The sequence below is a fragment of the Caballeronia udeis genome, from assembly GCF_044909315.1.
GTDB classification, from domain to species: Bacteria; Pseudomonadota; Gammaproteobacteria; order Burkholderiales; family Burkholderiaceae; genus Caballeronia; species Caballeronia udeis_A.
Genome location: NZ_JBIYEB010000006.1, coordinates 60,567 through 83,286, shown reverse-complemented (window position 1 = coordinate 83,286; position 22,720 = coordinate 60,567). Strand labels below are relative to the sequence as shown.

At 58.8% G+C, this 22,720-nt stretch carries 20 protein-coding genes; all 20 read right to left on the bottom strand.

Annotated elements, in window-relative coordinates:
• Window positions 1-244 precede the first annotated feature (244 nt).
• Window positions 245-1,975, bottom strand: a complete 1,731-nt coding sequence (locus tag ABH944_RS11990; protein ID WP_404606122.1) for an AMP-binding protein — start codon at window positions 1,973-1,975, stop codon at window positions 245-247.
• 267 nt (window positions 1,976-2,242) lie between these two features.
• Window positions 2,243-2,668: a F0F1 ATP synthase subunit epsilon gene (locus ABH944_RS11985; RefSeq protein ID WP_062087783.1), complete on the bottom strand. Its 426-nt coding sequence runs from the start codon at window positions 2,666-2,668 to the stop codon at window positions 2,243-2,245.
• Between the two features lie 77 nt (window positions 2,669-2,745).
• The gene (gene atpD, locus ABH944_RS11980) at window positions 2,746-4,140 is read right to left on the bottom strand and encodes a F0F1 ATP synthase subunit beta (RefSeq protein ID WP_062087781.1); all 1,395 of its coding nucleotides are present in this window, start codon (window positions 4,138-4,140) and stop codon (window positions 2,746-2,748) included.
• 68 nt (window positions 4,141-4,208) lie between these two features.
• A complete protein-coding gene (gene atpG, locus ABH944_RS11975) occupies window positions 4,209-5,111 on the bottom strand; it encodes a F0F1 ATP synthase subunit gamma (protein WP_404606119.1) in 903 nt (300 codons plus the stop codon).
• 87 nt (window positions 5,112-5,198) lie between these two features.
• The gene (gene atpA / locus ABH944_RS11970) at window positions 5,199-6,740 is read right to left on the bottom strand and encodes a F0F1 ATP synthase subunit alpha (protein ID WP_404606117.1); all 1,542 of its coding nucleotides are present in this window, start codon (window positions 6,738-6,740) and stop codon (window positions 5,199-5,201) included.
• A 49-nt stretch (window positions 6,741-6,789) separates the two neighbouring features.
• Window positions 6,790-7,329, bottom strand: coding sequence for a F0F1 ATP synthase subunit delta (locus tag ABH944_RS11965; RefSeq protein ID WP_062087775.1), 540 nt, complete (start codon window positions 7,327-7,329; stop codon window positions 6,790-6,792).
• 2 nt (window positions 7,330-7,331) lie between these two features.
• A complete protein-coding gene (locus ABH944_RS11960) occupies window positions 7,332-7,802 on the bottom strand; it encodes a F0F1 ATP synthase subunit B (protein ID WP_050382343.1) in 471 nt (156 codons plus the stop codon).
• A 138-nt stretch (window positions 7,803-7,940) separates the two neighbouring features.
• On the bottom strand, window positions 7,941-8,213 hold the full coding sequence (gene atpE, locus ABH944_RS11955; RefSeq protein WP_047895197.1) for a F0F1 ATP synthase subunit C: 273 nt from the start codon (window positions 8,211-8,213) through the stop codon (window positions 7,941-7,943).
• A 134-nt stretch (window positions 8,214-8,347) separates the two neighbouring features.
• Window positions 8,348-9,199, bottom strand: coding sequence for a F0F1 ATP synthase subunit A (gene atpB, locus ABH944_RS11950; RefSeq protein WP_062087773.1), 852 nt, complete (start codon window positions 9,197-9,199; stop codon window positions 8,348-8,350).
• 194 nt (window positions 9,200-9,393) lie between these two features.
• Window positions 9,394-9,990, bottom strand: coding sequence for an ATP synthase subunit I (locus ABH944_RS11945; RefSeq protein ID WP_404606113.1), 597 nt, complete (start codon window positions 9,988-9,990; stop codon window positions 9,394-9,396).
• Window positions 9,991-10,316: 326 nt separating this feature from the next.
• Window positions 10,317-11,456 (bottom strand): SLC13 family permease, encoded by a 1,140-nt coding sequence (locus tag ABH944_RS11940; protein WP_404606111.1) that lies wholly within the window; start codon window positions 11,454-11,456, stop codon window positions 10,317-10,319.
• 4 nt (window positions 11,457-11,460) lie between these two features.
• Window positions 11,461-12,390 (bottom strand): ParB/RepB/Spo0J family partition protein, encoded by a 930-nt coding sequence (locus ABH944_RS11935; RefSeq protein ID WP_404606109.1) that lies wholly within the window; start codon window positions 12,388-12,390, stop codon window positions 11,461-11,463.
• 37 nt (window positions 12,391-12,427) lie between these two features.
• The gene (locus tag ABH944_RS11930) at window positions 12,428-13,198 is read right to left on the bottom strand and encodes a ParA family protein (protein WP_404606107.1); all 771 of its coding nucleotides are present in this window, start codon (window positions 13,196-13,198) and stop codon (window positions 12,428-12,430) included.
• 62 nt (window positions 13,199-13,260) lie between these two features.
• Entirely contained in the window at window positions 13,261-13,941 is a 681-nt protein-coding gene (gene rsmG, locus ABH944_RS11925; protein ID WP_404606470.1) for a 16S rRNA (guanine(527)-N(7))-methyltransferase RsmG, read from the bottom strand.
• A complete protein-coding gene (mnmG, locus tag ABH944_RS11920; RefSeq protein WP_404606105.1) occupies window positions 13,941-15,920 on the bottom strand; it encodes a tRNA uridine-5-carboxymethylaminomethyl(34) synthesis enzyme MnmG in 1,980 nt (659 codons plus the stop codon). Before mnmG ends, rsmG begins: the two co-directional genes overlap by 1 nt.
• 258 nt (window positions 15,921-16,178) lie before the next feature.
• Window positions 16,179-16,925 (bottom strand): ABC transporter ATP-binding protein, encoded by a 747-nt coding sequence (locus tag ABH944_RS11915; RefSeq protein WP_404606103.1) that lies wholly within the window; start codon window positions 16,923-16,925, stop codon window positions 16,179-16,181.
• The gene (locus ABH944_RS11910) at window positions 16,925-18,709 is read right to left on the bottom strand and encodes a branched-chain amino acid ABC transporter ATP-binding protein/permease (protein WP_404606101.1); all 1,785 of its coding nucleotides are present in this window, start codon (window positions 18,707-18,709) and stop codon (window positions 16,925-16,927) included. Before ABH944_RS11910 ends, ABH944_RS11915 begins: the two co-directional genes overlap by 1 nt.
• A gap of 4 nt (window positions 18,710-18,713) precedes the next feature.
• Complete coding sequence (locus ABH944_RS11905) at window positions 18,714-19,769, bottom strand: branched-chain amino acid ABC transporter permease (protein ID WP_404606099.1); 1,056 nt, start codon at window positions 19,767-19,769, stop codon at window positions 18,714-18,716.
• A 170-nt stretch (window positions 19,770-19,939) separates the two neighbouring features.
• Window positions 19,940-21,118 carry an ABC transporter substrate-binding protein gene (locus ABH944_RS11900; RefSeq protein WP_404606097.1) on the bottom strand — a complete coding sequence of 393 codons (1,179 nt, stop codon included), beginning with the start codon at window positions 21,116-21,118 and terminating at the stop codon, window positions 19,940-19,942.
• A 252-nt stretch (window positions 21,119-21,370) separates the two neighbouring features.
• Window positions 21,371-22,537 (bottom strand): ABC transporter substrate-binding protein, encoded by a 1,167-nt coding sequence (locus tag ABH944_RS11895; protein ID WP_404606095.1) that lies wholly within the window; start codon window positions 22,535-22,537, stop codon window positions 21,371-21,373.
• Between the last annotated feature and the right edge of the window lie 183 nt (window positions 22,538-22,720).

Below are 22,720 nucleotides of genomic sequence, written 5' to 3'. Positions count from 1 at the left end.
TCGGTCGGCCTGGTGCCGAATCCCGCCTACAGGGACATGTTTGTTGCGGTCGTTGGCCGATGAAAATTATATCGGCCTTGTCCCACCCTTGGTCTCCTCGCGCTAACCCCGTAGCGTGTGGTTTTTAGCGGGCTCCAGGCCCGCTTTTTTTTCGTCTGTACAAACGTTTGCGTAAGGATTTAAATGGTCGCCGTGATTATTCCGGCGACCATTTTCAATTGTGGATCTCGGTAGACACCCACAGTTACGCGGTTTTAGTCTCTGATAGCTTCAGTTCCTCGATCATCTTCGCTCGCATGATGAACTTCTGGACCTTGCCGGTGACCGTCATCGGCAACTCGTCGACAAAGCGGATATGCCGCGGAATCTTGTAGTGCGCGATCTGGCCCTGACAGAACTCTCGAATGTCTTCCACCGTTGCGTCCTCACCTTGCCGAAGCACAATCCACGCGCACACTTCCTCGCCGTATTTACTATCCGGAACACCAAATACCTGCACCGATTGAATCTTCGGATGCCGGAACAGGAATTCTTCAATCTCGCGCGGATAAATGTTCTCGCCACCGCGAATCAACATATCCTTTAAACGTCCGACGATATTGCAATATCCCTGAGCGTCGAGCGTTGCCAGATCGCCGGTATGCATCCAGCCGTCGATAATCGCTTCGCGCGTTTTTTCTTCGTCGCCCCAGTACCCTTTCATGACCGAATACCCGCGCGTGCAGAGTTCGCCCGTCTCGCCAACCGGCACGATTTCGCCAAGCGGATCGACCAGCTTCACCTCCAGATGCGGCTGGATCTGACCAACGGTCGTGGTGCGTTTATCGAGCGGATCAGTGGTCGAGCTTTGAAACGACACCGGGCTTGTTTCAGTCATCCCGTACGCGATGGTGATTTCGCCCAGATGCATCCGCGAGACCACCTTTTTCATCGTTTCGATAGGACACGGCGACCCCGCCATGATCCCGGTACGCAAACGGCTGAGGTCGTACTTGTCGAAGTTCGGCAGATCGAGTTCCGCGATGAACATCGTCGGTACGCCGTGCAGTGCGGTGCAGCGCTCTTCATCGACGGCGGCGAGCGTCGCGGCGGGATCGAAGGCTTCGCCCGGGAACACCATCGCCGCGCCCACCGACACACACGCCAACACCGCCAGGACCATGCCGAAGCAGTGATACAGGGGCACGGGAATGCACAGCGAGTCCAGTTCGGACAGCAACATGGAACGCGCGATGTAGCGGCCGTTGTTCACCACGTTGTGATGCGTGAGCGTGGCACCCTTGGGGTTGCCGGTGGTGCCGCTCGTGAACTGGATGTTGATGGGATCGTCGGCGCTGAGCGTCGATTCCAGCGTATCGAGTTGCGCCGTGTCGAGCAAGTCCCGCCCGCGCGACATGACATCGGGAAAACGCAGCATGCCCGGCGTCGACCCCTCGCCCATCCGGATCACGGCGCGTAAGCCGGGGAAACGGGCGGCATCGAGTGAACCCGGTTCGGCGGTGGCCAGTTCCGGCGCGAGCGTTTGCAGCATATCCAGATACTTCGAGGTCTTGAATTGTTCCGCCGCGATCAACGCCTTGCAGCCGACCTTGTTCAACGCGTACTCAAGCTCCGCCAGCCGATACGCCGGGTTGATGTTCACCAGGATCGCGCCGATCCGGGCAGTGGCGAATTGCGTGAGCAGCCATTCCGACCGATTCGGCGACCAGATGCCCACGCGGTCACCCGCTTCCACACCGAGCGATGACAGGCCGGACGCGAGAACATCGACTTCATCGGCAAATTCACGCCAGGTCCAACGGATGTTTTGCTCGCGGAAGATCACCGCAGGACGGTCGGGGTGTGTCGCGGCTGTACCGCGCAGGAGACGGGAAACGGTGGCGTCGCTCAGCGGGATATCCGTCGAGCCGCGAACATAAGACAGATCGTCGCGTGGTTCGATCTGCGGCCCGGCATGCGTAGGTTGGGTAGGCATATCGAAGGTCTCCTCCGTGGAATGGCGCGCTATAAGACAGGACGAAGACGAAGCGCCATGAAAGCGATTCGGAAGGCTAATTGTGCATCGCGAGGGAGCGCCGGGGCATTGAGTCTTACCCGCAAAAACGTGCGGATCAACGCATGTTCGTTATGCAGTTTTGCGTGGAAGCACGTGGATCGGGGGCGCATGCGCCGGCGTTTTGAGCGCATATAAAAAAAGCAGCCCGAAGGCTGCTTTTTCATCTCGCCAGACTCGCGAAAAGCTTTAGTGATTACCGCGCAGTTTCCGCAGGCGTTGAATTGCCGCGATCTGAGCCGTCGCGTACGCCAGCTCCGCTTGCGCGGTTGCGTACTCGAGGTTCGAACCCGTGTTCTGCAACGCTTCTTCAGCGCGCTTCTTCGCGTCCTGCGCCTTGGCTTCGTCCAGATCCTGACCACGGATCGCTGTATCGGCAAGAACCGTCACCACGCCCGGCTGAATCTCGAGAATCCCGCCTGCAACGAACACGAACTCTTCGTCACCGTTCTCCGCTTCGATACGCACCGCACCCGGACGAATCCGCGTGATGAGCGGCGTGTGGCCCGGCAGAATGCCGAGTTCACCCGCTTCGCCCGGCAGTGCGACGAACTTCGCCCGGCCCGAGAAGATCTGCTCTTCCGCGCTGACGACGTCTACTTGAATTGTTGCCATATCGACTCCCTTCGACCAGTGTATTACGAGGCGCCTGCTTTGGATAAAGCCGGCGCCCTCTGCGTTACACCCGATCCTTACTGGATCTTCTTAGCCTTTTCGAAGGCTTCGTCGATCGTGCCGACCATGTAGAACGCCTGCTCCGGCAGATGATCGCATTCACCTTCCACGATCATCTTGAAGCCGCGGATGGTTTCCTTCAGCGGCACGTACTTGCCCGGCGAGCCCGTGAAGACTTCCGCGACGTGGAACGGCTGCGACAGGAAACGCTGGATCTTACGAGCGCGCGCAACCGCGAGCTTGTCTTCCGGCGCGAGTTCGTCCATGCCCAGAATCGCGATAATGTCGCGCAATTCCTTGTAGCGCTGCAGCGTTTGCTGCACACCGCGCGTGATGGCGTAGTGCTCTTCGCCAATCACGTTCGGGTCGATCTGACGCGAGGTCGAATCGAGCGGATCCACTGCCGGATAAATACCCAGCGAAGCAATATCACGCGACAACACGACGGTTGCGTCCAGGTGACCGAACGTGGTCGCCGGCGACGGATCGGTCAAGTCATCGGCAGGAACGTACACGGCTTGCACCGAGGTGATCGAGCCGGTTTTCGTCGACGTGATCCGTTCTTGCAGACGGCCCATTTCTTCAGCCAGCGTAGGCTGATAACCCACTGCCGACGGCATACGTCCCAAGAGAGCCGACACTTCCGTACCAGCTAGCGTGAAACGGTAGATGTTGTCGACGAAGAACAGCACGTCCAGACCTTCGTCGCGGAAATGCTCGGCCATCGTCAGGCCGGTCAGCGCCACGCGCAGACGGTTGCCCGGTGGCTCGTTCATCTGGCCGTACACCAGCGCGACCTTGTCCAGAACGTTCGAGTCCTTCATTTCATGATAGAAGTCGTTCCCTTCGCGGGTACGCTCGCCAACACCGGCGAACACGGAATAACCACCGTGCTCTTTAGCGATGTTGTTGATCAGTTCCATCATGTTCACGGTCTTGCCCACGCCGGCGCCACCGAAGAGACCCACCTTCCCGCCCTTCGCAAACGGGCAGATCAAGTCAATCACCTTGATGCCGGTTTCGAGCAGTTCGGTAGACGGCGACAGTTCTTCGAACTTCGGCGCCTTCTGGTGAATGCCGCGCGTGATGTCCGAGTTGATCGGACCCGCTTCGTCAATCGGACGACCCAGCACGTCCATGATCCGGCCCAGCGTCGGCTTGCCGACTGGCACGCTGATCGGCTTGCCGGTGTTCTTCACCACCGTACCGCGACGCAATCCGTCCGATGCACCCAGACAAATGGTACGGACCACGCCGTCGCCCAGCTGTTGCTGAACTTCGAGCGTCAGGTCCGAACCTTCCAAAACGAGCGCGTCGTAGATTTTCGGCATGTCGGAACGCGGGAATTCCACGTCGATAACCGCGCCGATGCACTGTACGATCTTGCCTTCTACCAAAGCAGTAGTACTCATCGCATTTCCTTTAGATACTTGATTCTTCACTCGCGCGACAGGCGCAGTTCGATTCGACGCTTGGGCGATCAACCGACCGCTGCCGCGCCACCGACGATTTCTGACAATTCCTTCGTAATCGCTGCTTGCCGGCTCTTGTTGTACACGAGCTGCAATTCACCGATCACGGTCTTCGCGTTATCCGAAGCAGCCTTCATGGCGACCATGCGAGCCGATTGCTCCGATGCCATGTTTTCCGCCACTGCCTGATACACGAGCGCTTCGACATAACGCACGAGCAGTTCGTCGACGACGGTCTGCGCATCCGGCTCGTAGATGTAATCCCACGAAGTCTTCGGCGTAACCGGTTCGCTGTTTTTATCGAGGCCGTCCTTGCGCGCGAAATCGCTCGCCGACAAGGGCAGCAATTGCTCGATCACGGCCTCCTGCTTCATCGTGTTGACGAAGCGCGTGAACGCCAGATACACCGCGCTGATCTTGCCTTCCGAATACAGGTCGAGCTGAACCTTGATCGCGCCGATCAGCTTTTCGAGATGCGGCGTGTCGCCCAGATGCGTGACTTGCGACACGGTCTTGGCCTTCAACCGGTTCAGGAAGCCCAGACCCTTGCTGCCGATCGCCGATGCTTCGATCGTCTTGCCTTGCTGCTCCAACTCCTTGAACTTCAGAAGCGCAGCGCGCAGCACGTTCGTGTTCATGCCGCCGCACAGACCTTTGTCGGTCGTGACGAGGATCATGCCGGCCGCTTTCGCGCCCTTGTTCTCAACCATGAACGGGTGGCGATACTCAGGCGTGGCAGCGCTCATGTGAGCGGCGACGTCGCGGATCTTGTCGGCATACGGGCGAGCAGAGCGCATGCGCTCCTGCGCGCGGCGCATTTTCGACGCAGCCACCATTTCCATCGCTTTGGTGATCTTGCGCGTGTTTTGCACGCTCTTGATCTTGCCGCGGATTTCCTTCATTCCAGCCATTGCTTACTCCATGATCGAAGTGGCGCGGGATGCTTCGTTGATTCTGAAAGCGGCCCGCGCCGCTTCAAAGTTCGACCAATACGAGGATCAGTAAGCGCCCGACTTCTTGAAGTCCTTCAGCGCGGCATGCAATGCGCCTTCGTCGTCCTTCGACAAGTCTTTGTTCTGTTCGATGCGATTGATCACGTCCGCGTGCTTCGTTTTCAAGTAGTCGCGAAGACCCTTTTCGAACGGCAGCACCTGTGCAACTTCGAGATCGTCGACGTAACCGTTGTTCGCGGCAAACAGCGCGATCGCCAGTTCCCACACTTGCAGCGGCTGATACTGCGGCTGCTTCAGCAATTCCGTCACGCGGCGGCCGCGCTCCAGTTGCTTACGCGTGGCTTCGTCCAGATCCGATGCGAACTGCGAGAACGCGGCCAATTCACGATACTGCGCCAAGTCGGTACGAATACCGCCGGACAGCTTCTTGATGACCTTGGTCTGCGCTGCACCACCGACTCGCGACACGGACACGCCTGCGTTAATAGCAGGACGAATACCGGCGTTGAACAAGTCGGTTTCCAAGAAGATCTGGCCGTCGGTAATCGAGATCACGTTCGTCGGAACGAATGCGGTCACGTCGCCGGCTTGCGTTTCAATGACCGGCAGTGCCGTCAGCGAACCGCTCTTGCCCTTCACTTCGCCGTTCGTGAACTTCTCAACGTAGTCTTCCGACACGCGAGCAGCACGTTCGAGCAGACGCGAGTGCAGGTAGAACACGTCGCCCGGATACGCCTCGCGGCCCGGCGGACGGCGCAGCAGCAGCGAAATCTGACGATACGCCCATGCTTGCTTGGTCAAATCGTCATACACGATCAGCGCGTCTTGACCGCGATCGCGGAAGTATTCGCCCATCGTGCAGCCGGCGTACGGTGCGAGGTATTGCATCGCAGCGGATTCCGAAGCGGAAGCCGCGACCACGACGGTGTATTCCATCGCGCCGCTTTCTTCCAGCTTGCGCACCACGTTCATGATCGACGAAGCTTTCTGACCGATCGCAACGTAGATACAGAAGAGGTTCTTGCCCTTCTGGTTGATGATCGCGTCAATGGCCACAGCCGTCTTGCCGCATTGACGGTCGCCAATGATCAGCTCGCGCTGGCCACGGCCAACCGGCACCATTGCGTCGATGGACTTCAGACCCGTTTGGACCGGCTCCGACACCGACTTACGCCAGATCACGCCCGGTGCAATCTTTTCGACAGCGTCGGTCATCTTTGCGTTGACCGGACCCTTGCCGTCGATAGGCACGCCCAGTGCGTCGACCACACGGCCGAGCAGTTCCGGACCCACCGGCACTTCAAGAATGCGGCCCGTCGTCTTGACGATGTCGCCTTCCGAAATGTGTTCGTATTCGCCCAAAATCACGGCGCCAACCGAATCGCGCTCGAGGTTCAGCGCGAGGCCGAAGGTGTTGCCCGGGAATTCGAGCATTTCGCCCTGCATCACGTCCGACAAACCGTGAATACGCACGATACCGTCGGTCACGGAAATCACAGTACCTTGGTTGCGAACATCGGCGCTCGCTTCCAGGCCCTGGATCCGGCTCTTGATCAGCTCGCTGATCTCAGAGGGATTGAGTTGCATTAGTCACTCCTGATAGTCAATTCTTTACGTGCGCCGGCGCAAAAGCGCGTCAGGCGGACAGAGCCGTCTGCATGCTCGCGAGACGCGCGCGGACCGAGGTATCGAGTACTTCGTCGCCTACCGTCACGCGAACACCGCCAATCAGCGACTTATCGACTTCAACAGTAGGTTTCAGCTTGCAGTGGAACTTGCGTTCGAGATTCGCAACAAGGTCGGTCAACTGTGCGCCTTCCAGCGGGAATGCGCTGACAATCAGCGCATCGGCCGCACCTTCGCGGGAATTCTTCAGCTCGTCGAACTGCACGGCAATTTCCGGCATCAGCGTCAACCGGTGGTTGTCCACCAGCATCCGCACCAAGTTCTTGGCCTCGGGCTGTTGCGCGAGCGGTGATTTCACCGCCGTCAACAACAGCTCGCTGACCTGATCGCGGCTCACTTTCGGGCTTGTCGCGATGGACAGCACTTCAGGCAGACGCGCAACCTGAGCCAGCTCCTCGACGAAGTCAGACCAGGCGGCGAGCTCACCCGCTTCGGCCACGCGGAATACGGCTTCTGCGTACGGTCGTGCGATGGTTGCAAGTTCGGCCATGATCAGAGCTCGGTTTTGAGTTGATTCAGCATCTCGGCATGAACCGATTGATCGACTTCGCGCTTCAGGATCTGCTCGGCGCCCTTCACGGCCAGCGCCGCGACTTCGCCGCGCAATGCTTCGCGCGCCTTGACGACTTGCTGGTCTGCGTCAGCCTTCGCTTGTGCAATGATGCGCGCAGCTTCAGCTTGAGCGTTAGCCTTGATTTCGTCGGCGACCGCGACTGCGCGCTTTTCAGCATCCGCAATACGCTGCTGGCCGTCGTTACGGGCTTGCGCGAGTTCCTGGTCGACGCGCTTATGTGCGGCTTCGAGTTCGGCCTTGCCCTTTTCGGCGGCTGACAAGCCGTCGGCGATCTTCTTCGAGCGCTCATCCAGGGCGTTGATCAACGGCGGCCACACGAACTTCATCGTGAACCACGCGAGGATCAGAAACACGACCATTTGCGCAAACAGGGTTGCGTTGAGATTCACGGTGTTTCCTTAAACGTTGCTAATCCGGAGAGTGAAACGGCAAGGCGCCTGATCGAAGCTTGCATCGATTAAGCGCCGTCGCACGTTCCGTCCTGCGCTCGTAGCCTTAAAAGCTCGAGCGCACACTTCCGAGGAACCTCAGCCTGCGGCGAGCTTCGACAGCAGCGGGTTCGCGAACGCAAACAGCATTGCCACACCAACGCCAATCAGGAACGCCGCGTCGATCAGACCAGCCAAGAGGAACATCTTGGTTTGCAGCGGGTTCATCAGTTCCGGCTGGCGAGCGCACGCTTCAATGTACTTGCCACCCATCAGGCCGATACCGATACAGGCGCCGATTGCACCCAGGCCGATGATGATGCCGATACCGATGGCGGTCAGACCCTGGATGTTGGCGATGAAAGCGTTCATGACTACTCCTATGTGAAAAAGACTTTGGAACTAGATTTATAAAATTGAAACTCGATACGATCTTGCTGATTTTTGGTTCACCGCTGCGGTGTTCTGCAGCGTTTTACCGAACTACCGTGAGCCTTCCCTGATTCTTAGTGCGAGTCATGCGCCTGGCCGAGATACACCAGCGTCAGCATCATGAAAATGAACGCCTGCAGCAGCACGATCAGAATGTGGAAGATCGCCCAAACCGTCCCTGCAACTACGTGGCCCAAAAAGCCGAGCACGGAGGCGTCCGCGCCGAAGTGCCACATGCTGCCGAGCAGCGCGATCAGCAGGAACAACAGTTCGCCTGCGTACATGTTGCCGAACAGCCGCATGCCGAGGGAAACCGTCTTGGCGACGAACTCGATGATGTTGAGTGCGAGGTTCGGGATCCACAGCAGCGGATGCGCGCCGAACGGAGCGGACAGCAGTTCGTGAATGAAACCGCCGGCGCCCTTGATCTTGAAGTTGTAGTAAATCATCAGCACGAACACGCCGATAGCAATGCCGAGCGTGCCGTTCAAGTCAGCGGTGGGGACCACACGCATGTGCGGGAACGTCTCCGACAGACCCAGCCAGCCGATCACGCGCGTGGGCAAGTCAACGGGGATGAAGTCGAGTGAGTTCATGAGCGCGACCCACACGAACACGGTGAGTGCGAGCGGTGCGATGAAGCGGCGGCTGCCGTGGATCATCGACTTCGACTGGTCTTCGACCATCTCGACCAGCATCTCGATGGCGCACTGGAAACGTCCTGGCACACCGGACGTTGCTTTGCGCGCTGCCAGACCAAGAATGATGATCGTGACGATGCCGCAAAGAATCGACCAGAACAACGTGTCGAGATTCCAGACGTGGATGTCGAAAATCGACGTCTGTTGCGAGGTGGAAAGATTCTGCAAGTGGTGCGCGATGTACTCCGACGGATCCATCGCGCGCGTTCCTTCGCTAGCTGCCATAACGTTAAAGCCACCCAAATTGTCGAAAATCTTCCGCCGCCCGCGTGATCCTCGAGCCGCCACTTCGTTGGCGGTTCGCAGGGTACGGGCCCGCGTGCAGGATATGAAATCCGCACGTATTATTTTGCTCTGATACCGTTGGCACTTCACTTACCTGGCACGTAAAGCTTGGTAGGCAGGCTGCTTAGCGCACCTTACTTCCAGGCCATCGCGATCCAGTACGTCTTCAACGCGATGAGGTATGTCACCAGCAATGGCACCCACAGCACGCCTTTGAAACCGTACGCGATCGCTACGAACATGCCGATGGTCGCGCCCATCTTGATTGCTTCGCCGATCACCCAGCTTGCGATGGTTTCGGCGCCGCTCTTCGCTTTCAGACGTGCTGCGAACAATGCGCTCGGCACCCAGCAAATCGCTCCCCCGAGGAACGCAGACAGCGCAGCAGCGCCCGGTGGACTGTAGAACAGCCACCATGCCAACGTCGCACACAGGGACAAAACCATTTGCGCCGCCACCACCTTGAACGGCGTGACACGCGATGGACGACTCACTCCGGGACCAAACAGCGTCTCCGCCTCTGCCCGCGTCAGCGGAACAGTCTTGTTATCTTGCGCTTCGGCGTCCCACGAATCCTCAATCGGATGATCCGATGCACGGCTGGACTGACCGGAAGAAGTGGAGTTGGGCGTTGAACCGGGCGTCTTGTGTCCGGTCAAATTAGCGGCACGGCGTGAATCGCGCCCATCTTGCCCGCCTTCCGGCGCTCGATCCTGCTCTCGCACCGCCATCACACATCTCACTCAAGTCAGTTGCAACCTGCGCATTTACCGTCCGCATTCATCGTCCATTTGCGGCTGGATTCAGCCACATACTTACGTTGCGCTTTCGGGGTCGCCAAGCTGATAAATCCGGGGGATTGTAAGCGATTGTTGTCACAGATTCAATAGCTTAGGGCCATCAAAAAACACGCGGCCGGGCCTTAAAAATACGTCTCTGAAAGGAGATTTCGCTTGTACCGACAACGAGTTTGATTGACGCCGGATGTGCAGTGGTTTCACGTCGTTTTTCAGCAGGACACGAATCGCATTGCGTGCGTCGCACCATTTTCATCCGATCAAACGAGCCATGCCCCGGCAGCCGCTGCGACGATCCAGAATGGAATCGAGATGAGGTGAAACGGACCCCACATGCCACGTTCGCCCGACAGTCGAACGGCGATCAGATTGGCGAGCGAACCGATCGCGATACCAAATCCACCTACGCTCACACCGAACGCCAGCGCTCGCCAATCTTTCGAAAACTCCGCGAGCATGATCGCCGCCGGAACGTTGCTGATTCCCTGGGACAACACTGCACCGGCCGCATACGCCTTGAGTGGCGAATCAAGGCCAAGGCTTGCGATTGCGTGATGCACCCATGGCAACGCGGCCACGCTGCGCAGCACGATGAACATCAGCACGAAGATCAGCAACAGCAACCAATCGATCTTCAACACGACCTGACGTCGCCACAACAGGAAGCCGAGTGCAACGGCGGCCAGGCCGATACCGGCATAGTGGGCGTCGGCGAGAACGACGAACGCAATGAACGCAATGCCCGCGACCGTGCAGAGCGGGATATCGACGGAATGCGCTTCGGTATCGCCGGAAAGATCGAGCGGCCGGTTGTGGAACATCACCGCGGCCAGCGCGTAAAGCATCACCATGAGCGCTGCACATAAGGGCAGCAACGCCCACACGAACCCGCCGAATGACACGCCGCTTGTCTGCCAGAGGAACAGGTTCTGAGGGTTGCCGAGCGGCGTCAGGATTGACCCGGCATTCACCGCGATCGCGATGAAAATCACCAGCCGCTTGATGGGGAGCGGTGCGAGCTTGTGCAGTGACAGAGTCAAAGGCACGACCGCGAACAGCGCGACGTCGTTGGTGAGCAAAGTCGAGAGCACTGCGGCAAGGCCGATCAACAGAAACGCGAGTCCGCGTTCGCCATGAATCCGATGTACAACGCGGTGCGCCATCCACATCAGGAAACCCGACAGCTCCACCGCTTTGGTCAACATCAGCAAGCCGGCAAGCGTCAGCACGGTCTGCCAGTCGATCAACCCGGGTAGCGACGCCCACGGCTTGGGATGCAGGGCTTGCAGCGCGATGAGCGCCACAATCAGAATCACCAGCACGGGTTCTTTGATGACGAGAGCCCACGTTTTCGCCAGGAAATTCGGCTGGACGGACTTGGCGTCCGCGGGAGACTGCATCGGCTTAAGCCTGCGCCGCAGATACGTTGTCCGTGGTTTCCGCTTTGCCGTCCACAGCGCCCGTGCGCAATCGTCCCAAAATGCCTTCGAGCGCATCGAGGTTGCCGAAATCGATTTGCAGCTTGCCGCGCCCTCGCCCGCTCATCTTGATCTTCACATTCGCCGACAGCAGGTCGGACAATTCCTCTTCAAGCCGGCGCGTGTCGCGGCCGCCGTCGTTCGCCACGCGCGCTTTCGTAGCGGGCGCTTCCCGGGTCGTCGATGAAACCAGCTTTTCAGTCTCGCGCACCGACATGCGCCGGTTGACCACCTGGTTGGCCAACTGGATCTGCGTGGCGGCATCGACGGCGAGCAGCGCACGGGCGTGGCCCATGTCGAGATCGCCCGCGAGCAGCATGGTTTGAACCGGCATGGCCAGGTTAAGCAGGCGGAGCAAATTCGATACTGCGCTACGCGAACGCCCGACTGATTCTGCCGCCTGCTCGTGGGTGAAATCGAATTCGTCGAGCAGCCGCTGGATGCCCTGCGCCTCTTCCAGCGGATTCAGATCCTCGCGCTGGATGTTTTCGATCAGCGCCATGGCCGCAGCGGCCTGATCCGGCACGTTTTTCACGAGCACCGGCACTTCTTCAAGACCTGCGAGTTTCGCCGCCCGGAAGCGCCGCTCGCCGGCGATGATCTCGTACCGGTCGTCGCCAATCGAACGCACGAGGATCGGCTGCATCACGCCTTGCGCCCGGATGCTGGCGGCAAGTTCCTGCAACGCACCTTCGTCCATCCGCGTACGCGGCTGGTACTTGCCGGCTTGCATGACGTCGAGGCGCAGAACGCTCGGCAACCCTTCGCTGCGCACGGCTTCGGTGATATCCGAGCTCCCGCCCAGCAGGGCTTCCAGCCCGCGCCCAAGGCCCTTCTTCTTCATCGTTGCGTTCATCTTGCTTCCTCGTTCTGCCATCTTGACGCTGTGTCCGTTAAAGCGCGCGTACGCGCTCGATCATTTCGGTACCGAACTGGATATATGCCTGCGCACCACGCGACGCCCGGTCAAACACGACACCCGGCAAACCGTAACTGGGCGCTTCGGCAAGACGGACATTGCGGGGAATGACAACGTCGAAGAGCTTGTCGCCGAAATGCTGTTTCAGTTGATCCGATACTTGTTGCTGCAACGTAATGCGTGGATCGAACATGACGCGCAACAATCCGATCACCTTCAGGTCGCGGTTGAGATTCGCGTGGACCTGCTTGATCGTGTTGACCAAATCAGACAGGCCTTCGAGGGCGAAATACTCGCACTGCATCGGGATGACGACGCCATGGGCAGCGCACAAACCGTTCAGTGTAAGCAGCGACAAAGCCGGCGGGCAATCGATGAGGATGAAATCGTAATCGCTTTCGACCTCGGTCAAAGCCTTACGCAGCACGCGTTCGCGGTTTTCCACGCCGACCAGTTCCACCTCCGCCCCCGCCAGTTCGCGGTTGGCCGGCAAGACGTCGTAGCTGACTGCGTCCGTACGGGTGCACGCATCACGCACCGTCACACTGTTGACCAGCACGTCGTAGACGGTGTTCTCGACCGCCGCCTTGTCGATACCGCTTCCCATGGTGGCATTGCCCTGCGGGTCCAGGTCGATCAGCAAGACTCGCTGGTCGAGCGCCGCCAGACTCGCCGCGAGGTTGACTGCTGTCGTCGTTTTTCCGACGCCGCCCTTCTGGTTCGCGACGCAGAAGATCTTTGCCATCGTGATGTGTCCCTTTTTTCCTGACTGGATATCAGGCGCGCGTGAGATGTCGACTGCAGTGTTCAATGTGGGGCCGCTCCGATTTCAATTTCGATCAGGTGGCGCTCGGCGTCGAGCATGGGCACGCGGAGGCGTTCGATACAGCAGACTTTCGTGTCGGCGGGAAGCCGGGCGATCTCGGCATCCGGCCTGATTCCCTTCATCGCCCAGATGCGGCCGTTGCCGGCAACCAGATGACGCGCAAGTGTAACGAAGTCGGAGAGCTCTGCGAACGCACGCGACACGATTACATCGAAAAGACCTGGCACCTCTATACCGGCATGCAGATTCTCGACACGCCCGGTGACAACCGACAGATTCGTCAATCCAAGTTGCAGTTTGGCCTGCGATTGGAAGGCCGTTTTCTTATGAACAATGTCGTTCAGCGTGACTTGCCACTCGGGCAGGACGATCGCCATGACGATCCCGGGTAAGCCGCCACCGGAGCCAACATCGAGCGCTGACTGAAGCCCGGGACGGCGAGTGATAAACGGAATGATCGCGAGAGAATCAAGAATGTGCTGAATCAGCATCTGGCGTGGGTCACGAATCGCGGTCAGGTTGTAGACCGCGTTCCACTTACCCAGCAGGGCCACATAGTCGAGCAGCTTCTGGCGCTGCGCGCTGGTGACGGTAATGCCGAGTTGCTCGATTCCTTCGTTAAGCAGCGCTGGTAGTCCGGTATCCCCGGCGTCACGCTGCATCACGAAACGGAGCGAGCGCTGCCGCGCCCGCCTCTGCTATGTGGCGCCCCGGCCTGACCTGCGGCGCTGTCCCGCCGGCCCATCGCCCGCTTGAGATGCACCATGAGCAAGGAGATGGTGGCCGGCGTGATGCCCGAGATACGCGACGCCTGGCCGATCGTCTCCGGGCGATGTTGCATCAGCTTTTGGCGAGCCTCGAAGGAAAGCCCGCGTACTTCAGCATAATCAAATGCTTCGGGCAGGCGCGTGTTTTCGTGCGTGCCATTACGTTCGATCTCGCCAGCCTGACGGTCAATGTAGCCTTGATACTTCACCGCAATCTCGATCTGCTCCTCGATTTGGCCAAGCAAAACTGGATCTTGAGCCAGCGGTGTTTCCGGGCCGGACGTGTGCTTCCGCAATGCACAAACGTCCGAATAGGTGACGCTCGGTCGCCTTAGCAAATCCGCCAAACTGTATTCGTGGTCAATCGGCTTACCGAGCAGTGCGATGGCTTCTTCGGTCGGCAGAGTTTTAGGGTTAACCCAAGTCGATTTTAGGCGCTGTGTTTCACGTGAAACAGCGTCGCGCTTTTCGTTAAACACGTTCCAGCGAGCGTCATCTACGATGCCCAGTGCCCTGCCCGCGTCGGTCAAACGCATATCGGCGTTATCTTCACGCAGCGACAGGCGATATTCCGCGCGACTAGTAAACATCCGATACGGCTCAGACACGCCTTGCGTGACCAGATCGTCGACCAAAACGCCCAAATACGCTTCGTCACGACGCGGACACCACGCATCCTTGCCGCTAACTTGCAACGCCGCGTTCAGACCCGCGAGCAGGCCCTGTGCAGCAGCTTCCTCGTAGCCCGTCGTGCCATTGATCTGCCCCGCGAAGAACAAACCGCCAATTGCTTTGGTTTCCAGCGATGCCTTGAGTGCCCGCGGATCAAAGTAATCGTATTCGATCGCGTAGCCCGGCCGCAGGATATGCGCGTGCTCCAGTCCCTTCATGGAACGGACCAATTCGAGCTGGACATCGAACGGCAAACTCGTAGAAATGCCGTTTGGGTAGAACTCGTTCGTCGTCAGGCCTTCCGGTTCCAGGAAGATTTGATGCGAATCCTTGGACGCAAACCGGTGAATCTTGTCTTCAATCGATGGGCAATAGCGTGGCCCGACGCCTTCGATCACGCCTGTGTACATTGGCGAGCGATCCAGACCGGCACGAATGATGTCGTGCGTGCGCTCATTGGTATGCGTCACCCAGCACGGCACTTGTCGCGGATGCTGCTCAACGCGACCGAGGAACGAGAACACGGGCACTGGATCAAGATCGCCCGGCTGTTCTTCAAGCTTCGAATAGTCGATAGTCCGGCCATCGATTCGCGGCGGCGTACCTGTTTTGAGCCGTCCTTGAGGGAGTTGAAGCTCCTTCAACCGCGCTGACAAAGACACAGCCGCCGGATCACCTGCCCTGCCGCCCGTGTAGTTATTCAAACCCACGTGAATCTTTCCGTCGAGGAAGGTGCCGGCCGTCAATACAACCGCTTTCGCGCGGAATTTCACGCCAACTTGGGTAACGGCGCCGACAACACGATCGCCCTCGACGATCAAATCATCGACGGCCTGCTGAAACAGCCAAAGATTGGGTTGATTTTCAAGCCGATGCCGAATCGCTTGCTTATACAGAACCCGATCCGCCTGTGCCCGTGTGGCACGGACTGCCGGCCCTTTTGACGAGTTCAGAATCCGAAACTGGATACCGGCTTCATCAGTTGCCGCCGCCATCGCACCGCCAAGCGCATCGATTTCCTTGACCAAATGGCCCTTCCCAATCCCGCCGATCGAGGGATTGCAGCTCATTTGGCCAAGTGTTTCGATGTTATGGGTCAACAACAGCGTAGCTGCGCCCGTCCGGGCCGAGGCTAAAGCGGCTTCAGTTCCAGCGTGACCGCCACCGACGACGATCACATCGAATTCAGTTGGATAAAGCATGGGTTCCCGCACGACGTGGCGGACCTTCGAAAGAGATATCGAAGAATTATATCCGGTTAGCTTTTGCCGCGATTCAGGCTAGACAGCTAACGCGAAAAAATGATGTGTTTCACGTGAAACACAACATCGTCATTCGTCGAGGATGAAGGGGGCCGGAGTCATTCCGATTGCGTGCACCATCTGCCAGCAACGCTCCAGACAAAAAATGGCGTGTTTCACGTGAAACACGCCATCAGAACTCGCTGAAGTCGAAAGGTCCTATGCCACCTTCTTGGCCAACCCCAAATACGTTTCGATAACCTTCGGATCGTGGGCCAGCTCGCTGGCAACCCCTTCCATCGCAAATTCACCCGTTTCAAGCACGTAACCGTAGTCGGATATCTGCAGCGCAGCGCGTGCATTCTGCTCGATCAGCAATGTAGCAACACCCGTCTGCCGCAACGCGCTGATGATATGGAAAATTTCCTTCACGATTAACGGTGCCAACCCAAGGCTAGGTTCATCCAGCATCAGCAAATCGGGCTTACCCATTAGTGCACGGCCGACAGCCAGCATCTGCCGCTCTCCGCCAGATAATGTCCCGGCCGCCTGCTTCCTGCGTTCCTTCAGGCGCGGGAACAAATCGAATACATGATCGAGTTGATCGAGGAAATTGCGCTCACCAGAGCGCTTCCGCCGATATGCGCCCAAAACCAGGTTGTCTTCCACTGTCATGCTTGCAAACAACTCACGCTTTTCCGGTACAAGACACATTCCCCGTGAAACACGTTTCTCGATTGCCAGTGTAGAGACATCTTCGCCCTGGTAAAGAATCGTCCCCTTCGCGTACCCGGTGGAAGGCAACGCACCCATGATTGCGTTGAGCAAAGTGGACTTGCCGGCGCCGTTAGGGCCAATCACCGAAACAATCTGCCCAGCCCCAACGGTGAGCCTCCCGTCGTGGAGCGCCTCAACCTTGCCGTAACGAACGGACAAACCGGTGACTTGAAGAATTGCATCGGCCATCAGTCCACCCCACCCAGGTAAGCTTCCAGCACCGCAGGATCTTTCTGGATATCTTCGGGCAATCCCTCTGCAATTCGGGTTCCAAACTCCATCACCACCAATCGGTCAGTCAGATTCATCACGAAATCCATGTCATGTTCCACCAGCAGGATGCTCATGCCCTCGCCCTTCAGGCGCCGCAGCAGCTCGGCCAATTGCTGTTTCTCCTGATAGCGCAAACCTGCAGCGGGCTCATCCAGTAATAGCAAAGTCGGATCGCAACACAGAGCGCGAGCGATCTCCAGAATCCGTTGCTGTCCTAGCGCCAGACTGCCGGCTTCATCGTAGAGATGCCTTTCCAGACCCACGCGCTTGATTTGTTTCGCGGCTTCCGCCATCAAGCGCCCTTCTTCGGCTGCATTCAGCCGCGCGACGCTGCGCCAGACGCCTGTCTTGCCCCGAAGGTGCGCACCAATCGCCACGTTCTCCAGCACCGTCATTCCCGATAGCAGGCGCACGTGCTGAAACGTCCGCCCAATACCGCGTTTGACGATTTCACGTGAAGACAGGGCATCAATACGTTCGCCATGGAAGGTGATCGATCCGCTAGTGGCTTGCAGCACACCCGTGACCAGATTGAACGTTGTCGACTTTCCCGCGCCGTTCGGTCCAATCAAGCCGATGATCTCGCCCGCCTTCACCTGGAAACTGACATCGTTGACGGCAACCAGACCGCCGAACTGCTTGCGGGCTTTATCCACGACCAGCAAGGGTTCGCCAGGCGTTGGCTTCGCGCGTTGCGGCAGCGCTTCCGCGTGCTCAGGGGCACGGGCGCGCGGCCCGCTGGGAAAGAGCCGCGCAACGAATGGCCAGACCCCTTGCCGTGCGTATTGCAGCAGCAAGACCATCAATACCCCGAACACGATGATCTCGAAATTGCCGTTCGACCCAAGCAGCTTGGGCAGCAAGGTCTGCAGGTAGTCCTGCAGAACGGTGAGGATTGTCGCGCCCAATACCGCACCCCAGACGTGGGACACGCCCCCCACCACCGCCATGAACAGGAACTCGATGCCGTGGTTCAGACCGAATGGCGTCGGATTCACCGCGCGCTGCAGATGCGCATACAGAAAGCCCGAAATCGCAGCCAGAACCGCCGCATAGACGAAAATCACCACACGCATCCACGCCGTATTCACGCCCATGGCTTCGGCCATCGTGCCGCCGCCGCGCAGCGCCCGAATCGCACGCCCCGGCCGACTATTAAGCAGATTCTGAACAGATATTACCGACAGCAGCACGACGACCCAGATCAGGTAGTAGATCGACCGTCCGGATTCGAGATGCCATCCGAACAGGTTAAGAACCGGAATGCCGTTGATACCGTCGTATTTGCCGAGAAATTCGAGATTCCCGAACAGGAAGAACAGCGACAGTCCCCACGCGATCGTCCCGAGCGGGAGGAAATGGCCAGAGAGCCGCATGGTCACCATGCCCAGCAGCAACGCGATCAACGCCGTTAGCACCACGCCCACGATCAACGCCAGCCACGGCGAAACGCCGAACTGCGTCGTCAGGTAGGCCGTTGAATAAGCGCCCACACCCACGAACGCCGCTTGCCCGAAGCTCGTCATCCCGCCAATGCCTGTCAGCAGCACGAGCCCGATAGCGACAATGGAATACAAACCGATGTAGTTCAGCAGAGTGATCCAGTATTCGGGCGTGTGGATTGGATGCGGCAGCACCGGCAGGGCGAATACGACCAGCAGGAATACCCAGAAAAACTTGTTTCGCATGACGAATTTCATCGCGTCACTCCTCGTCTTCGTCCGAATGCGGGCTTGCCAGACTCCGCCACAGCAGCACCGGAATGATCAGCGTGAAGACGATCACCTCTTTGTATGCGCTCGCCCAGAAGGACGAATACGATTCCAGCAGCCCGACCAGCAGCGAACCCGCGGCCGCGAGCGGATAACTCACCAATCCGCCCACGATCGCGCCCACAAACCCCTTCAAGCCGATCAAAAAGCCCGAGTCGTAGTAGATGGTCGTGATTGGGGCCACCAGGACGCCGCAGAGCGCGCCCAGGCCGGCCGCGAGTGTGAAGGCAAGCCGTCCAGCCTGCGTCGTGCCGATGCCCACCAGCCGCGCGCCAAGCCGGTTCACCGAGGTCGCGCGCAGCGCCTTCCCCGAGATCGTGCGGTCGAAGTAAAGATACAGCGCGACGATCAGCACCACGGCCGTCCCGACCACCCAGAGACTCTGCCCGGAGATGGACACGCTGCCGAGATTGAAGGTGGCGTCGGAGAACGCGGTTGTGCGCGACCCCTCCGCGCCAAACATGACGAGGCCGAGGCCAACCATCGCGAAATGCACGGCGACCGCCACGATCAGCAGCAGCAGCGTGCTGGCTTCGGCGATCGGCTCGTAGGCCAGCCGGTAGACGAACGGACCCATCGGAATCACGATCAGCAGCGCGAGCGCGACCTGCACGATCATGGGCAGAGGTTGCATCAGCACGCTTTGCGTCAGCGCATAGACCGCCACCGGAAACAGCAGATATTTGCCTGCCAGAATGGCAAGCGTGCGCCCTATCTGCCGGTGTCGCGACGGATGCCGCACGATGCCCGCGATCTCCGCGACGAAGCACCCCACGCCCATGGCAATCAGCAACCAGCAGGTTGCCGGCAGCTTCTGCGTTTGCAGCGCGGCCAGCGTCAGCGCGCCGTACGCGACAAACTCGCCCTGCGGGATGAAGATGACACGCGTCACCGAAAACACGAGGACCAGCGCGAGCGCGAGCAATGCATAGATTGCGCCCGTGGTGATGCCGTCTTGCGCGAGAATCGCCGCAATCGATAAGTCCATACTTCCTCTTTAGGGGCATCCTGCAACTGGGGCTGCCGGGTCAGCCCATCGAAACATGGCCCGGTGCTGCGAGAAAAATGCAGCCTCAGGCCATGGTCGAAACGCCGGAACGCTGAACGTTGGAACGCTAACGCGCCAAATTGCCGGCGGGCAAGCGCTCCATGTCATGGCTAGTCGTTCTGCAACTTCCACTTGCCGTCGACGATCTGCACCATCACGCGGGCGCGCTTGTCGAGGCCGTTGTGATCGGTCGGCGTGGTGTTCATCACGCCATGCGCGAGCGGCAGGTCCTTCACGTTTTCCAGCGCGGTGCGCAGCGCTGCACGGAATGCTTCGGTACCCGGCTGAGCCGTCTTGAGCGCTTCGGGAATGGCTTGCTCGAGCATGTGACCCGCGTCCCATGCGTGGCCGCCAAACGTGGAGACCGACCCCGCTCCGTACGCCTTCTCGTACGCTGCCTTATACGCCTGCGACGACTTCTTCACCGGATTGCTGTCCGGTAATTGATCCGTAACCAGGATCGGTCCTGCCGGCAGCAGTTCACCATCGCAATCCTTGCCGCACACGCGCAAGAAGTCGTTGTTCGCCACACCATGCGTCTGATAAACCTTGCCCTTGTAACCACGCTCTTTCAGTGCCTTCGCAGGCAACGCTGACGGTGTTCCCGCACCGGCGATCAACACCGCGTCCGGATTCGCGCTCATGGTCTTCAGCACCTGGCCGGTAACCGAGGTATCGGTGCGATTAAAGCGCTCGTTCGTGACGATCTTCAGCTTATGTGCGGTAGCGGCCGCATCGAAGACGCTATACCAGCCATCGCCGTACGCATCCGCAAAGCCGATAAAGCCAACCGTCTTCACGCCGTGCTTCTCCATATACTCGGCAATCGCGTCGGCCATGAGGCTGTCGTTCTGCGGCGTCTTGAACGCCCATGAGCGTTTGGCGTCCATCGGCGAGATGATTGCTGCGGATGCAGCCAGCGAAATCATCGGCGTCTTGCCCTGGCTGGCGGCGTCGAGCATCGCAAGCGAGTTCGGCGTGACCGTTGAGCCCATGATGGCGTCGACATGATCTTCATCGATCAGCTTGCGCGTGTTCTGCACTGCGCGACTGGTGTCCGAACCGTCGTCGAGCACGAGGTACTCCACCGTCTTCCCGCCGATCTCCTTCGGCAACAACGCGATCGTATTTTTCTCTGGAATCCCAAGCGATGCCGCCGGCCCCGTTGCCGATAACGTCACGCCAATCTTCACCTGCGCGAATGCCGCGCCTGCACCAAAGGCGAGCGTCACGCCAAGCGCCGCGCTCGTCAGCCGTCCCTGCCACTTCCACGGGGTAGTCTTTTTCATTGCATCGTCTCCAGACGCTATGCCATCGCGCACGCCTTGTACGCTACTGCGAGTTGTTATGAATCTTTGTCGTGCGGTCTTTGTTTAAATGCCGCTCAATCTATTTTCGGTCACTGCCTGTGCCTACGCTCGTTTTCCCTCAGCGTTAGCCATCACATCAGGCCATCACCGCCGAGCATATGAAACCCGAAAAAAAGGCGCGTTCGAAGCAACGCGCCTTTGGGTGGGTTCATATATTCGTGTGGGCCGCCGTCAGTCTTTGGCGAGCTTCCACTGCCCGCCGACAATCTCCACCATCACACGCGCACGCTGATCGAGTCCCGAATGATCGTTCGCGCTCATGTTGAAGATCCCGTGCGAGCCGGGCAAATCCTTCGTGCTTTCGATAGCCGCGCGCAACGCTTCACGAAATGCCTGCGTGCCGGGCTGTCCCGCCTTCAACGCAATCGGAACGGCTCGTTGCAGCAACAGGCCCGCGTCCCACGCGTGACCGCCGAACGTGGACACGGAACCCGCGCCGTAAGCACTTTCATAAGCCTGCTTATAAGTCAGCGCCGACTTCTTGACTGGGTTCGAATCGGGAAGTTGCGCTGCGACCAGCAACGGCCCGGCCGGCAGGAAGGTACCTTCGCAATCCTTGCCGCACACACGCAGGAAGTCGTTGTTCGCCACGCCGTGCGTCTGATAAATCTTGCCCTTGTAGCCCCGCTCTTTCAGTGTCTTTTGCGGCAACGCGGCCGGCGTGCCCGCACCCGCGATAAGCACGGCGTCCGGATTCTGCGACATCATCTTGAGGACCTGCCCCGTCACCGACGCATCGTTGCGCGCAAACCGTTCGTTCGCGACCACCTTGATCTTCGCGAGATCAGCGGCCTTGGTGAATTCCTTGAACCAGCTTTCACCGTAGGCATCGCTGAAACCAATAAACGCCACCGACTTCACACCATGATTCGACATATGCTGCGCAATGGCTGTCGCCATCAGGATGTCGTTCTGCGGCGTCTTGAATACCCACGCGCGTTTGGCATCCATCGGTTCGACGATCGTGGCCGCCGCGGCCATCGAGATCATGGGTGTGGAGGTCTCGGACGCCACATCGATCATTGCGAGCGAATTCGGGACCACCGTGGAACCGATCAGGGCGTCGACATGATCTTCACTGGTCAGCTTTCGGGCATTCTTGACGGCTTGCGTGGAATCGGTCGCATCGTCCAGAACGATGTATTCCATCTTCTGTCCGGCGATCTCTTTCGGCAGCAGCGCAATCGTGTTTTTTTCCGGAATTCCCAGCGATGCAGCCGCGCCCGTGGCGGACAACGTCACACCAATTTTTACGTCTGCGAAAGCCTGTGTACTTATCACTGCGGAAACGCTCGCGACGAATGCCGCCGTCAAGATCCAGCGTAAAGCCAACTTCATTGATATGCCCCGTAAATGTGTTTTGTTCACTGGCGCGATTTTACGATTTTCATATCCCGACCACGCGGTCGGCGAATCGCGAGTGTAGCGGACGAGAACCGCGTGGGGCAAGCGTTTTGAAGGAATTTGAACGCGCGAGTGCGCGCTAATGCACGCATTGAAAAATGCTCGGGAAAACCCGTA